Source organism: Chitinophagales bacterium, assembly GCA_041392475.1.
In the GTDB taxonomy this organism is placed as follows: domain Bacteria; phylum Bacteroidota; class Bacteroidia; order Chitinophagales; family UBA2359; genus JAUHXA01.
The window spans coordinates 1,633,025-1,647,178 of sequence record JAWKLZ010000003.1 but is presented as its reverse complement, the minus strand read 5'-3'; the positions used below and the strand labels follow the sequence as shown (position 1 = coordinate 1,647,178).

Here is a 14,154-nt window from a genome sequence, read left to right as displayed (position 1 = left end):
TCTTACAAAAAAGCAGACGCTACTTTTTACCCCGAAAGAGGACTTGGAGGTGTTATAGGTTTCGTATTGAAGTGGTTGTACAACCTAAGTATTGATTCTAAATTCTATTTTATTCCCAAAATAATTAAATCACTAGGACGGTTTTTAAATAAGGTAGGCATTGATTTGATGAAGATTGACGATTGATTATCCTCTTAAAAACAACAGGCTAAAAACTCTCTGCATCCCTCGGTGAACCCTGCCATTGAGAGGAAACAAGGTAAAAAAGGATTGAAGGAAAGAATGGTAAATACGGGCTTTGAAGCCATTGGGATAGTTTTTCAGATGCTTTTGGACGATGCGGCTATTGAGTGGAAGTTGTTTCAAGAAAAAATCGCTGGACAACGAGGCTTCTTCTTCAGTGACAGCTACGGTGATGTCCGAAAGATTTGCCAATTGAGTCTGCTGACCAATCCTCAGCCACAATTCCCAATCTTCGGAGTAGGGCAAATTCTCATTATATCCTCCAAGTTTCTTCACAATGTCTGATCGCATCACCATCGTAACATGACAAAATGGACAACGAAACAACATTTGCTGTCGAATAGCCGTGTCGGTGAGTGGGTTCAGCATGGTTTTTTCGCCTATTTGATAGCCCGTTCCAACTATACCGACTTCGGGATGGATTTCCAAGAATGCTACTTGTTTGGTGAGTTTGTCTTTGGTGAGCCATGTATCGTGGTCGTCTATTCGGGCGATGTATTTTCCTGTTGCTTGTTGCAGCCCTTTGTTCAGTGATTTTTGTAGCCCCAAGTTTTGATGATTCTGAACCAATACAAAAGAATATGCCTTTTGCAGTTCTTCCAAAAGGTGTTGAGTATCATCTTTTGAGCCATCATTGACCACTATAAGTTCGAGTGGACGGTAATCCTGCTCCAAAATATTTTTGATTGTTTGGCAGACCATGACTCCTCGATTGTAAGTAGCCATGACTACACTGACAGTGGGGTTACTGGTGTAATTCATTGAAGGTTATTTTCCTAAGTGTGATAGTTCTTGTACAAAAGAATTGGCATATTTTTTCCAAGAGAATTTCTCGGCCTGAGCCAGTAGCTTATCTTGATTTGCTTGAGGATTGGTATAAACGACTATCATTTGCTGCAATAAATCTTCTGCGCTTTCTGGATTAAAATAATAGGCGACATCTCCACCAACTTCTGGAAGACTGGAGCGGTTGGAACATATTACATTTGTTTGGCAAGACAATGCTTCCAAAACTGGCAAACCAAAACCTTCATAAAGTGAAGGATAAATGAGTGCGAGCGAATGGGAATACAGTTCTATCAAGCTTTTCTTTTCCACAAAGCCTGTTAGTATAATGTCTTGGCGAAAGGCATGTTTTTCAAGTTTTTGGTGAAAATCGGTCGTTTTCCAGCCTTCTTTGCCTGTGATAATAAGCAGAACTCTCTCTTCAATTCTTTTACGAAACTGATGGTAGGCTTCGAGCAATAAAGTTAAATTCTTGCGGGGTTCAATGGTGCCTGTGAATAAAAAATAGGTTTGAGAAACTTCGTTTTTGTCAAGATATGTACGGGAGGCTACTGGTCGAAATTCAGAGTCTCCTCCCAATAAAATGGTGCTAATTTTTGATTTTGTAAACGGGAAAAATTGGGTAATATCTTGGGTAGTGTGTTGAGAGTTGGATAGGATGAGATTCGTTTTTTTTAAAATTATCTTCAAAAAAATTCTTTGGAGTAACTGACTGTGAAAACGATGAAATTGTGGAAATAGAAGTGGTGTAAGGTCATGGATAACAGTAATGCGCTTGATTCGCTTCGGTAGATTGAAAGGACCAAAATGTGCAGGTTCCAATACCACATCCACACGCAACCAACTCAAAATCAATGGTATAATAAAAAATAAACGCATGGATGCGAAGCCAATTGGCAATCGAATATTCGGAATGGCAATTTGTCGAAAGGAGATGCTTGGATCTTTTTTTTCTCTGATTAGAATGTATTCGTTTTCCTTGTCGTGTTCGACCAAAGCATTTATGAATTGTTTGACATAGGTATGAATACCTGCTGATTGATTGTCTAATGGGTCGGCTATGATGGCAATTTTCATGGTAGGATTTTAAATTTTAAGTAAATTCGCCAATCTTTTTTTAAATAGACAGAGTCTGTTTTTTTTGATATAAAATAGACTTAATTCATGAGAACTATGTCCACCTATAAAAGAATAACTGTACACTTGGACATTAAATACACTGTCAAAAATAAAAATTTCAGATATGTTTAATCGATTTACTCAATTTTTTCACCCTCCAAAATACCCTTTTTTTCTTAAAAATCGAACCGATGTCATTTTTATCCATGTTACCAAAACGGGAGGCACAAGCATTCGTCAATCGCTGCCCTTTAATCAAGTGAAAGGCACCTCTTATCTAAAACACAATTGCTCCAAAGACATCATTCAATTCATTGATAAAAAAAATGGAACAAAGCCTTTAAATTTTCCTTTGTAAAAAACCCTTGGAATCGTTTGTTTTCTTATTACCGTTTTGAGCGAAGGAAAGCAATTGAGAGTGGAAAAGAAGTAAAACGGTTTAGTCAAGATGAATTTAGGAAATAGAGTTTTGATTTATTGACACATCACTATGAGAAGTTACCTCCTAAGAATAAACTATGTTTTGGTACTCAAAAAGACTTTTTAACCAATGAAAACGATGAATTGGACTTGGATTTTCTTGGTCGCTTTGAAGCACTTGAAGATGACTACCAAAAAATTTGTGGTATCATAGGAGTGAATAATAAATTGAAACATAAAAATCAGAGTTTACCAGTGTATAACTATGTTGACTATTACGAAAAAGATTTGATAGATTTGGTGGCTGATTTTTATAAAAAAGACATTGAAGCATTTAATTACTCTTTTAGATGAAACACTAAATATATGTTTAATAAAATTATTGATTTTTTTTACGATTCAAAATATCCTTTTTACCTCAAAAATCGGGAAGATGTAATTTTCATTCACATCACAAAAACAGCAGGAACAAGTATTCGTCATTCATTAGATTTCAATAAAGTGAGAGGTAGCTCTTACAGCAAACATTATCACTCCAAAGAAGTACAGCAATTAGTAGGTGCAGAAAAATGGGATAATGCGTTTAAATTTTCCTTTGTTAGAAATCCGTGGGATCGTTTATTTTCCTATTATCGCTTTAAGAGAAGAAAAAAGATAGAGCAAGGAATACAAGTTCCTGAATTTAGTCATGATGAATTTAGAAAATGGAGCTTTGAGTTGATAAACCATCGCTATCAAAACTTTGAAGATAGAGCTAAGGCAAATTTTGCACCTCAAAAAGATTGGCTAATCAATGAAAATAATGAAGTGGATTTGGATTTCATTGGCCGATTTGAAACCCTTGAAGAAGATTTTCAGAAAATTTGCCAAATAATAGGGGTAAATGAAAAACTGAAACATCACAATCAAAGTATTCCTGTCTATAATTATTTTGACTATTACGAAAAAGACCTAATGGATTTGGTGGCGGATTTTTACAAAAAGGATATCGAAGAATTTGGCTATTCATTTAAATAAAATGAGGCTCGAAATCAACAAAATCAAATCATTACATCGCTTCGCTTTTTCTATCCAAACGCATAGACAAGGCTTTGGCATACAATTCTTCATCCTTCAAATTGAGTTGTCTGATAATTTCTCTGTCTTCCTGACTCACATTCTTACGAGAATTCCCAGTGATATTGTGGTGAAATTCCTGAAAATTTTTCCATCCCAATAATTCGGATAAATCTTTTAAATCTTCACTATAATGTTCCGTTATTCCAACAAATAAAAACTGGTCTAAAGACATGCCTTCTAAAAATTTACTTATTCGATTGCGATTTTTATCTGCGTGTGCAAATTCGAGGAGTGTGCGCTGCATTTTACTCAAGATATTGAGACCTTTTGCTTCTTCCATTAGTTCTTCCTCCAATCGTTTTTCCAAGTAGTAGTAGTTAGAGATTACTCTATCTACAGGATCGCGTAACCAAGTAATGTAAGGTATATCAGGGGTAATAGTAAGTGTAGATTTTAACGATAAAGGTGAAAAATGTCCATGTACGACCAAATGTTTTTTGCGCAACTCTACAGAGTCGGCTCGTTGGGCATTAATTTTTATGTTATTATTTTTATGATGAATATCTAATTGGATTATTGCTTCTTCTCCGTAAATATCCTTTAGTGTATTGCGAAAAGAAGTTCCCGCTGTTTTGGGTATATGCAAGGAAATCAATTGTATGTTGTTTCCCATTAATTCCTACTTTTTTTGATTGAAAAACCTCAATATTGACATTTGATTTAATATTTAGTTTACAGAAAATAATTTGTTGTTTTGGGTTTTATGGAGAACAATGCTATTAATGCATTGATTTTTAAATTTTTAAAACATCTTCGGAAATTTTTTGGAGAAAGTAAACCTACTATATCACCATAGTGATTTGTTAAAATAGTATTTTTGTGAAAAATAGAGTTTTGGTAACTTTTACCAAAGTTAATAATAAATTATGTATGATTTGGCTCGCATCTTTTCCCCGTTCAGGCAATACTTTTTTTCGCAATGTATTATTTGAGGTATATGGTATTGAGTCCAGCGTATTTCATCAAGGAACAGTTAATTCTGGTACTAAAGATTATATTCAATATCAAGTCGTCAAAACCCATTTATTACCTAATCAAGTCGAGCCAATGAATGATTCTGTAAAGTCGGTCTATTTGGTGAGGGACGGGCGTGACGCATTGGTTTCGTTAGCGCATCACCGCAAGGATATTGTTGAACCTAATTCCAACTTTCAAACTAATTTACTGGAAGCAATCATTGCCGCCGAGGGCAGTTTTTTTGGTGGTTGGTCAGAAAATATACGACAATGGAAAGAAAAGGCCGATATTATTATCCATTTTAAAGATTTAGTTAGTAATCCAATTAGAGAAGTGGAAAAACTGCGAACTATTATTGACTTGCCTTACCCTCAAAGAGATAAACTGCCTTCTTTTGAGGATTTAAAATTTGGACAACCAAAATATGGTAGTGGAAAAAAAATTACGAATACAAAGAAGCAACGAGTACTCACTCAAAAGCTCTTCCGTAAAGGAAAAGTGGGTAGTTGGAAAGAAGACATGACTCCTATGATGGAGCAGTTTTTTTGGGATTTACATGGCGAGATGATGAGTGAAATGGGATATGGACAAAAAAAAACAAAAAATTATAGATGGCTTCCAAAATATTTTTTTGATAGACTACCAATCGAATATAAAAAAAAATTTATACTTAGTAATGGTGAAGTCAAAGGCTATTTAACTGAATTACTCTATAAACTATCAAAACGAATAAACCCAACAAAAAAAGAACTATAAACGTATGATTTGGCTCGCATCTTTCCCCCGTTCAGGCAACACTTTTTTTCGCAATGTATTATTTGAAGTATATGGTATTGAGTCCAGTGAATTTCATCAACAAACTGCTTATTCTGTTGCGGAGGATTATGATCAGTATCAGGTCGTCAAAACCCATTTATTGCCCCATCAAGTCGAGTCAATAGGCGATTCTATAAAATCGGTTTATTTGGTAAGAGATGGACGGGATTCCTTGGTTTCGCTAGCGCATCACCGCAAGGATATTATGGAACCCAATTCCGACTTTCAAATTAATTTGTTGGAAGCAGTCATCGCTTCCAAAGGCAGTTTTTTTGGTGGTTGGTCAGAAAATGTGCGACAATGGAAAGAGAAAGCAGATGTTATTATCCATTTTGAAGACCTGATAAGTGATCCCATTGGAGAAGTCGAAAAACTACGCAGTATAATAGACTTGCCTCAACCTAAGAGGGACAAACTTCCCTCTTTTGAAGATTTAAAATTTGGGCAACCAAAATATAGTTTGAATAGAAAATCTACTAATCCAAAAAAGCAAAAAGAGCGTATTCAAAAATTTTTCCGCAAAGGTAAAGTCGGTAGTTGGAAGGAAGAGATGTCTCCCGAAATGGAACAATTGTTTTGGAGTCTTCATGGAGAAGTGATGACCGAAATGGGCTATGAAGATAAAAAACCGAAGTCCTATGAAGGCTTCTTAAAGCCTTCTGTCCCTTATAGGGTGTTAATTGAAGCCAATAAACTTTTTATACCTGAGAGGGATGGTATCAAGCGTTATCTTTTCGAATTACTGGATAATTTAGCTGTACTTCAGGACAAATTGCAACCAAAGTGGGAAATTGATTTATACTGTGAAGGAAAAATTATACAACTAGAAGGAGAACAGAAAGGGCTAAAAGAAGTAGTTGAGTTAATCGAAGTTCATAACGAACTTCAAAATCAACAACAACCTTATGAAACCCGTCTTTTAGCAATGAAAACCAAAGTGCAAAAGGCATTACCTACTGCCATATATCAATCCTTGAGTTGGTTCTATAAGAATTTACCTATTCGTTACTTGCTACGAAAATACAGAGAAAATATAATTCAAAGAAAAAACTTTAAGAATCAACCTAAATTTGATAACTACGATTTGGTTCATATTCCATTGCCTCAGAATTTCTTTCATCTCAAGGATGTGAAGCAAAATTTTTTGGTTACCGTTCATGACCTTACCCACAAGTATTTCCCAGAGTTTCACACCAAAGAAAATATTCTGAATGCTGAAGCAGGTATGCAAGAAACCATCAAGAAAGAAGCGCACATTTTAGCCGTTACCAAAGCTTCAAAAAAAGATGTTCTAAAAACATATCCAACTATAAAGAGCGAACAAGTTTCGGTTGTGCATGAAGCATGTAATCGAAATCACTTCAAACCATTGGCAAATATAGACCAATTAGCTGCAATATTAAAAAAATACCAACTTCCAAACACGCCTTATTTTTTGACATTATCTACGCTTGAACCGAGAAAAAACTTATTAAATACCATAAAAGCATTCCAAAAGCTAGTAGCCGAAAGCGAGAAGTATAATTTATCTTTGTTTATATGTGGTAAGAATGGTTGGAAAAATAATGAACTATTAGAAAAAGACCATCTTTTAGACAAGAATATTTTTTTTACGGGTTTTATAGACGAAGAAGATTTACCTATATTGTATTCTCATGCACTGGCATTGTGCTATGTTTCTTTTTATGAAGGCTTCGGCTTGCCTCCTCTCGAAGCGATGAGCTGTGGTACTACGGTGATTTATGGAAACAATAGTTCGATGCCAGAAGTAATTGGTGAGGCAGGACTTGCTGCTGATCCATCTGATATGGATGATATTAAAAATCAAATGAAAAAATTATTGCTGAATGATGAATACCGCAAAGACTTAGAAAAGAAAGCAATACAACGGTCTTATCAGTTTTCGTGGCTGAAAATGGCATGGGAAACTTTGTGTGTTTACGAGAAGGTTATTCAAAAGAACAAAGCAAATAATTCATAGAAATACTATATCTCAAAGATAGATTTTTGAACTTAGCATAATTTTTTACTCAAATGAAATTGTTCGTAACTGATGATTATTAGTCATAAACATAAATTTATTTTTGTTAAAACAAAAAAAACAGCAGGAACTTCTATCGAAATTGCTTTGAGTAAAATATGTGGAAATGAAGATATTATTACCTCAATATCTCAAAAAGACGAGATAATAAGGAAAGAATACTCCCAAAGGACTGCACAGAATGATAAAATTCCTATAAATAAGTATAGTAAATTTGATTTTATCAAAAGCCTTTCTCAGCGGAATATGTTGCGATTTTACAATCATATGCCTTGTAGTGAAATAAAACGTTTTGTGTCTAAACAGGTTTGGGATGATTACTACAAGTTTACAATAGATAGAAATCCCTTTGATAAAGTTGTTTCACTTTATTATTGGAGTGGTGGAGACAAAAAATTTAATGGAATTTATGAGTTTCTTATAAGTAGAGAAAAAGAAACATTTGTCAACTTTAATAGTTTTGATATCTACACAATAAATGATATTGTAGCAGTTGATACTATTTATAAATATGAGAACATAAATAGCATCTGCAGTGATATTGCAGAAAATTTACAATTAAAAGAAACATTGGCTTTACCTACATATAAAGCCAAATCTCATACCAGAAAAGTTAACAATTACAGAGATGTTTTAGACGAAAAATCTATTGAGTTAATCAAGAACATCTTTGCAAGAGAAATTAAATTACTGGGTTATGAATATTAATACATTATATTTTTTTAACAACACAATCTATTAATATTAGGTTAATTATCAGCCGTTTAACTTGATTTTTGATAAAAAATAGATTTCTAAATGCTCGAACGCTTCACCAAAATTACTGCTTTATTTTTTTCCTTGCTTTGGGTAATGGTCATTTTTGTGGAATACTATCACAACAATCCTTACTACGCCCAGTCCTTCAAATATTTCCAATATGCCGATTTATTGATTGTATTCCTTCTCATTGGCTTAGCACTCAGTTGGGGTTTGAAAAAAGCAAAAGAGAGGAAACTGCCCCTACATTTCATCAATGGATTGAGCGTTTTTGGAGGACTGTTGGTGTTAGACAGCCTAACCCTTGCTACTTTTTACAGTAAAATAGAAGGCATCAGTTTGAGTGCAAAAGGCTTATTTTTGCATTTGGGCCATTTTGTAGGAGTAGCTTTGTGTGTGTATTTAGTTGGTTTGGTTTGTAGAAAGGTGGGAAATATACTCACATTTTTATTTCCGCCGAAAATAGCCGAACAAGATTTGCCCATCATTGAAGTAGCCCTCGGCATTGTATTCACGACTTTTTTGTTGTTCTTTTTGGGCATATTTCACCTATTGAATGTATTTGTTATTGCTCCCATTTTTGCCCTTATTTTATTATTCGATTGGCGAAAAACCCGACAAATCATCTACCAAACCCTCTTTCGTCCCATTCCGATTTCAAACAGATTCAATGCTTTGGGTGTTTTCAGCTTTCTGTTTTTAGCCCTGTTTTTGGTATTTGATTTTGCACAGATATTGCGTCCTTTTCCTTTGGGAGTCGATTCCATCAATCTCTATGTCAATTTACCTTCTTTGATTGCTCAATATGGAGGTTTGGTGGACGGAAATCAACCCTACAATTGGTCCTTGTTTATGTCATTGGGTTTGGTATTATTCGGCAGAGTAGATGTAGTGTTGGCATTGTCTTTTTTGGGTAGTTTTTTGAGTTTAGTGGCCTTGTACCGTTTGAGTCGCAGATGGTTGGATGTCAATCATGCTACCTTATGTTTGTTGTTATATTTTTCGGTGCCGATGGTCAATTTTCTGTCACAGATGGACATGAAAATAGACATGGGATTGCTCTATATCACCCTTTGTATTTTGATACTATTGGTCAATTGGTTATCACCTACTGAGAAACTCATTTCCGCTTCAAAAAAAACAGTTTCCACTACTTCAAAAAGAAAAAAAGGTACACCAACAACCCCTTCAAACCTTCAACAAATACCTACTTCCCTCTTTCTACACAAAGCGAAAAGTTTTTTTTCCAAACGCATACCACCTATTCTTATAGAAAATCGGCTCATTGTATGGATGGGCATTTTTGCAGGATTTGCCTTTGGAATAAAATTAACTGCTTTGTTTGTTCTCTTTGCCTTAATGACGGTGATATGGTATGCCAAAGGAGGTTTGGGAGCTTTTTTGACAGCCGTTTTTCTAACAATGGGAACGACTTTTTTACTGCAATTGGATGCACAAGCACAGCTTCGACAATTCCACCAACATGTAGCCTTATTGCAGTGGACTTTTTTATTGTTGGGTTTAGGGCTAATCGTTTACATGGCTTTGAAGCGAAAACGACTCTTAATCAAACTTGTTCAGATGTCTATTATTCTATCCATGTTTTTTTTACTTCCCGTATTGCCTTGGTTTGGAAAAAATTGGTCGGAAACTAAGAATTTTTCTACCGAAGCATTGTTGAACGGTAAAAAAACAGATCCAACTATCAACCTCAATGTGATGGAAAAAAAATGGAAAAAAGTTTATAAATAAATCATTCATTGACTCTATGTTGAAATTTACTATCAATTTTAAATTCAAAAAATGGATATTGCTTGTTGTCTTGTGCAGTCTGCAATGCTTATCCGTAGCACAAGAGCCAAATGAAGTAATTATTCCAGGCATGTATAAAATGCCTTTAAAACAAGGTCAGAAGACGGAGAATGTTGCTTCAACAGCAGCAGTAAGAGAAGACCTTCATAAATTCATGGGTTATGAACTTCTCCTCGCTCGTTATCTTTCGATACCCTACGATGTATCTATCAATTCCAATGTAAGTATATTTTTTACAGATGTCGGTTTTCTGCTATTGCTCCTTCTGCCGATGCTGTTCCTGTTCCCTCAAACAAATAACCGCCAACGAAAAACACGCTATCAAACGGGCTTGAACCTCGCCATGATAGGTTTATATTCACTGCTACTGATTGTTTCTATATCGAGTGCTTACCTCAACAAACATCAACTTTATAACCCAAAACAAGGTTTGATACACCTAACAACACTTCCCGAAACGGATTTTTTGGCAAGCAGCAGTAAGACAATCAATCAATCTGCCATGTATCTATATACACCGATTCACAAAGTATTTACTTCCATCTCTGGACAACAGGACGGAATTACCTATCCCCTATTGATGCTTCTTTTTGCAGCACTTTTGGTAATGGTCATGATACGCCTTCAAAAACATCCAAAAAGAACCAAAACATTTGCCTTGTTTTTGATGGTGTATTTGTTTTTGTGGTGGATATTGGGTTCAGGCGCAGCTTGGTATGGACTTCTTTTGTTTTGTGTGCCCTATATTTTCTTGGTAAAAGCATTGCAGTCAAGTACTGGACAGCAGCCATTTTCTTTGAATCTAAACAACCTTTCTCCTTCGGTTTTCAAAAGTAGTATGTTGTTGTTTTGTTTTGCAGTTTGGTTATTGATGGCATTCACTTTCAGAGCCTCTAATTACAATCCTGTCAATAAAGAAAGGGCAAAATACATTTACATTCCGCCTATTATGGAATACCAAACAGGTAAAATAAATCAAAAAAAACTGATGGGTTATCATTTCCCTTTGCACTATGAAATACAAGAAATCATCAACCGAGAGGATCAATCTTTGGTCTATCGAGTAGGCACAAACATGAATTATTTTATCAAAAAGAATGACAAGCGTGTATTAAATGATACTTTTTTGGAAAACTTCCAGAAGCTGGTGAATCGCTTCAAAACAAAACAAAAAATCATAGAAGTCCTCAAGGCATCAGGTTATCAGTATATTGTGATTGACCTAAACATGGCAGTCAATGATTTAACACCCGAAAAAACATTGACCACAAAATTTACCCAATTGCTCAATACCTTATACGACAACCCCGCAGTTGAACTATTGGCTACCAACAGAACAATTAAAAGAAACAGCGATGGAAAAGTGGTCAATGCTGTTTTTGCAGACCAAGGATTGATTGTAAATACGGGAGAAATAGCTTTGTTTAGGATTAAATGAAATTCTCAAAAATAACCAAACTACAATTAAAAAACCCAAAACTTTCGCCAATAGTTCAAGTTTTGGGTTCTTTGCTTCAAAAGTATTAAATTCGACAATCCCAAAATACAATGTGCTTATTTCCAATACATTGTTCAGAATCTCATCAATTATTAATCACCTTAATTTGAAGCACTTTTTATTTTTATTCTCATTCATCATTCAATCAATGATGATGTCCACCAGGGCCATGAATATGACCATGAGCGAGTTCTTCAGCCGTTGCAGCCCTAACCCCCAATACTTCGCCTGTAAAATACAAATCAATTCCTGCCAATGGATGATTGAAGTCCATAATCACCTTACCTTCCACCTCATTCACTTCTACAATCTTTCCATGAATCAATTGATTTTCATCGTTTCGCATCGGAATCATTTTACCAATTACTAGCATATCCCTAGCCAATTCGCCATCAAAAACAAACGTTTCGATGGGTAAATCCACCACTGCACTTGGGTCTATTTCGCCATATGCACGATCATTTTTAATCTCAAAAGCAAAAGTATTACCTTCTTCCAATCCCAATAAATTGGCTTCAAAATCTGGAATCATTCCACCCGCTCCAAACAAGAAAGCAAGTGGATCTTCAGGAGTTGTTTGTTCAATTAACTCACCCGCAGCATTGCCATTTCTCAATACATAGGAAACGGTAACAGCCTTATCCTTCATAATGACCATATTATTACTATTTTTTAATCATCTAAAAATAAATAAAGCCGCAAAGATAGCATTATTTCTTTTTCAAAAAATCGGGCAGCATCCGCAAAGCTGCCAGTTCACGATGCGCCTTTTTGCCCTCTCTCGCAGGAACTCCAAAATACCATTTGCCGCCTTCCAAAGATTTCGATACACCTGATTTTGCAGAAATAACCGCCTTTTTGCCAATCGTCAAATCCTTCGAAATACCTACTTGTCCCCAAATCGTCACCTCATCTTCAATCGTTGTTTTTCCTGCAATGCCCACCTGAGCTGCAATCAAACACCTCTTACCGATGATCACTCCATGTGCAATGTGCGTGAGATTGTCTATTTTGGTGTGTTCGCCAATCACCGTATCACCTGACACTCCTTTGTCAATCGTACAATTTGCGCCAACTTCTACAAAATCTTCAATAACGACCCTTCCACAAGAGGTCATTCGGTCAAAATGAGTACCTCGGTTTTTGTAGTAAAATGCATCGGCCCCAATGGTTGTATTAGCATGAATCACCACATTGTCACCAATAATTGCATGGTCATAAATCACTACATTTGGGTGAATTACGCAGTTTTTCCCAATCGTCACATCGTTTCCAATCGTCACATTGGGCTGCAAAATAGTTCCATCGCCAATCGTTGCAGTAGAACTTATATTTGAAGTCATGGGTATAAATGGGCAGAAATGTTGTACCAATTTCACATAATCCGCAAAAGGATCTTTCGACAACAACAAGGTACGGTTTAGCGGATTGGGCACATCTGCTCGGTCAATAATCACCACAGTTGCAGCCGATTGAAGGGCTTTCTGATAATATTTTGGATGATCCACAAAAGTTACATCTCCTTCCGAAACCTTATGTATTTCATTGATGCCGTCTATACTATCTGCTTCACCTTCAATAATACTCACATCTATGATTTGTTTCAAGGTATTTAAAGATACAATATGACCTAACTTCATTGCGTTTAATATTTTGCAGTCTGAAAAAAAAATGTTAAATTAGGCAAGCTTATATGACTATCTTAGTCTGAAATACATTCATTTCACTCTTGAAGCCCTTACTCACTACTCTCGGCAAAAGTAAGCCAATTCCTTCAAAAATTAATCCACACGCTATGGTCAAATCTACTGAATCTTTTTCTCATATTGTCCTTGCTTTGAATGATGGGATTAAACGAAACCAAATATTGCACGAAGCTGGTTTCACGATTGTCAATTCTCACAAAGAACTACGTCAATTGGATTGGAGTGACAAAAAACGGTTGTTGATTCAATCAGAATTGAATTGGTTTTTGAGTGAACAACGGCCAAATACACTTTACGATGGTTATTTTGTGCTGTTAGAACTTTGTGAAAACCCCATTATCTTCAATGGTACAATTGGTATGATTAGTTGCACTTCTGAAAATGCTATTTATAATGCTTCTAATAATCAGATATATCCGTTAATTGACCGCCTTCCTTTTGAATTTGTTCATATCTGCGATGATAGGAGCGAATGGGACAAAAAACTTCTCATGCAGCACTTTCATGAACCTTATCAGGATTTAAAAACTGAATGTCACAAAGGATTTATTCAACTCAATACGGGTGCGGCTGCAAAATTATTTGAAGTAACCCATCAGAAAGGAACTTCAACGGTGATTGCTCGCAGAAACAAATTGGGTGAATACATTATTCGCAAATCAGGTATTGCAGGTTGGTTTGGTCAGATTGGAAAATCTAGTACAGAACACGGTGTTGTTGAAGAATTGCTGAAGTATTTTTTCCCTGTTCATCATTTGAGCAGTCACATTTTAGTACAAAAATCCTAATTAAAAGCAAATTTTAGCTATTTTTGCAGCCCTGAAAATCTCAATATTTGATTTTCAGGGCTTTTGTTTTTTTTAAGCATATCAATCATT

At 35.4% G+C, this 14,154-nt stretch carries 15 protein-coding genes; 10 read left to right on the top strand and 5 right to left on the bottom strand.

Annotation, left to right across the window (positions count from 1 at the left end):
* On the top strand, positions 1 to 186 hold a 186-nt coding region (locus R3E32_29420), incomplete at its 5' end, for a hypothetical protein (protein ID MEZ4888883.1).
* Here the strand turns inward: R3E32_29420 and R3E32_29415 are convergent.
* A complete protein-coding gene (locus R3E32_29415) occupies positions 187 to 1,005 on the bottom strand; it encodes a glycosyltransferase family 2 protein (GenBank protein ID MEZ4888882.1) in 819 nt (272 codons plus the stop codon).
* A 6-nt stretch (positions 1,006 to 1,011) separates the two neighbouring features.
* On the bottom strand, positions 1,012 to 2,106 hold the full coding sequence (locus R3E32_29410; GenBank protein MEZ4888881.1) for a glycosyltransferase family 1 protein: 1,095 nt from the start codon (positions 2,104 to 2,106) through the stop codon (positions 1,012 to 1,014).
* Positions 2,107 to 2,272: 166 nt separating this feature from the next.
* Between R3E32_29410 and R3E32_29405 the strand changes: the two genes are divergently transcribed.
* The 3 genes from R3E32_29405 (at position 2,273) to R3E32_29395 (ending at position 3,585) form a co-directional block, all read left to right on the top strand.
* Positions 2,273 to 2,506 carry a hypothetical protein gene (locus R3E32_29405; GenBank protein ID MEZ4888880.1) on the top strand — a complete coding sequence of 78 codons (234 nt, stop codon included), beginning with the start codon at positions 2,273 to 2,275 and terminating at the stop codon, positions 2,504 to 2,506.
* A gap of 119 nt (positions 2,507 to 2,625) precedes the next feature.
* Complete coding sequence (locus tag R3E32_29400; protein MEZ4888879.1) at positions 2,626 to 2,922, top strand: hypothetical protein; 297 nt, start codon at positions 2,626 to 2,628, stop codon at positions 2,920 to 2,922.
* 12 nt (positions 2,923 to 2,934) lie between these two features.
* Positions 2,935 to 3,585 carry a sulfotransferase family 2 domain-containing protein gene (locus R3E32_29395; GenBank protein ID MEZ4888878.1) on the top strand — a complete coding sequence of 217 codons (651 nt, stop codon included), beginning with the start codon at positions 2,935 to 2,937 and terminating at the stop codon, positions 3,583 to 3,585.
* A 31-nt stretch (positions 3,586 to 3,616) separates the two neighbouring features.
* Here R3E32_29395 and R3E32_29390 read toward each other — a convergent pair whose 3' ends face one another.
* On the bottom strand, positions 3,617 to 4,300 hold the full coding sequence (locus R3E32_29390) for a sulfotransferase family 2 domain-containing protein (GenBank protein ID MEZ4888877.1): 684 nt from the start codon (positions 4,298 to 4,300) through the stop codon (positions 3,617 to 3,619).
* 206 nt (positions 4,301 to 4,506) lie between these two features.
* Between R3E32_29390 and R3E32_29385 the strand changes: the two genes are divergently transcribed.
* From R3E32_29385 to R3E32_29365, 5 genes are all read left to right on the top strand, one after another.
* A complete protein-coding gene (locus R3E32_29385; protein MEZ4888876.1) occupies positions 4,507 to 5,400 on the top strand; it encodes a sulfotransferase domain-containing protein in 894 nt (297 codons plus the stop codon).
* A 4-nt stretch (positions 5,401 to 5,404) separates the two neighbouring features.
* A complete protein-coding gene (locus R3E32_29380; protein ID MEZ4888875.1) occupies positions 5,405 to 7,441 on the top strand; it encodes a glycosyltransferase in 2,037 nt (678 codons plus the stop codon).
* A gap of 72 nt (positions 7,442 to 7,513) precedes the next feature.
* Positions 7,514 to 8,209: a sulfotransferase family 2 domain-containing protein gene (locus R3E32_29375; protein ID MEZ4888874.1), complete on the top strand. Its 696-nt coding sequence runs from the start codon at positions 7,514 to 7,516 to the stop codon at positions 8,207 to 8,209.
* A gap of 90 nt (positions 8,210 to 8,299) precedes the next feature.
* Positions 8,300 to 10,012, top strand: coding sequence for a hypothetical protein (locus tag R3E32_29370; GenBank protein ID MEZ4888873.1), 1,713 nt, complete (start codon positions 8,300 to 8,302; stop codon positions 10,010 to 10,012).
* Between the two features lie 16 nt (positions 10,013 to 10,028).
* Entirely contained in the window at positions 10,029 to 11,510 is a 1,482-nt protein-coding gene (locus R3E32_29365) for a hypothetical protein (protein ID MEZ4888872.1), read from the top strand.
* A 205-nt stretch (positions 11,511 to 11,715) separates the two neighbouring features.
* Here R3E32_29365 and R3E32_29360 read toward each other — a convergent pair whose 3' ends face one another.
* Positions 11,716 to 12,228: an FKBP-type peptidyl-prolyl cis-trans isomerase gene (locus R3E32_29360; protein MEZ4888871.1), complete on the bottom strand. Its 513-nt coding sequence runs from the start codon at positions 12,226 to 12,228 to the stop codon at positions 11,716 to 11,718.
* A gap of 52 nt (positions 12,229 to 12,280) precedes the next feature.
* Positions 12,281 to 13,210: a UDP-3-O-(3-hydroxymyristoyl)glucosamine N-acyltransferase gene (locus tag R3E32_29355; GenBank protein ID MEZ4888870.1), complete on the bottom strand. Its 930-nt coding sequence runs from the start codon at positions 13,208 to 13,210 to the stop codon at positions 12,281 to 12,283.
* Positions 13,211 to 13,299: 89 nt separating this feature from the next.
* Here R3E32_29355 and R3E32_29350 point away from each other — a divergent pair, with 89 nt between their 5' ends.
* Positions 13,300 to 14,064 (top strand): hypothetical protein, encoded by a 765-nt coding sequence (locus R3E32_29350; GenBank protein ID MEZ4888869.1) that lies wholly within the window; start codon positions 13,300 to 13,302, stop codon positions 14,062 to 14,064.
* Positions 14,065 to 14,154 lie beyond the last annotated feature (90 nt).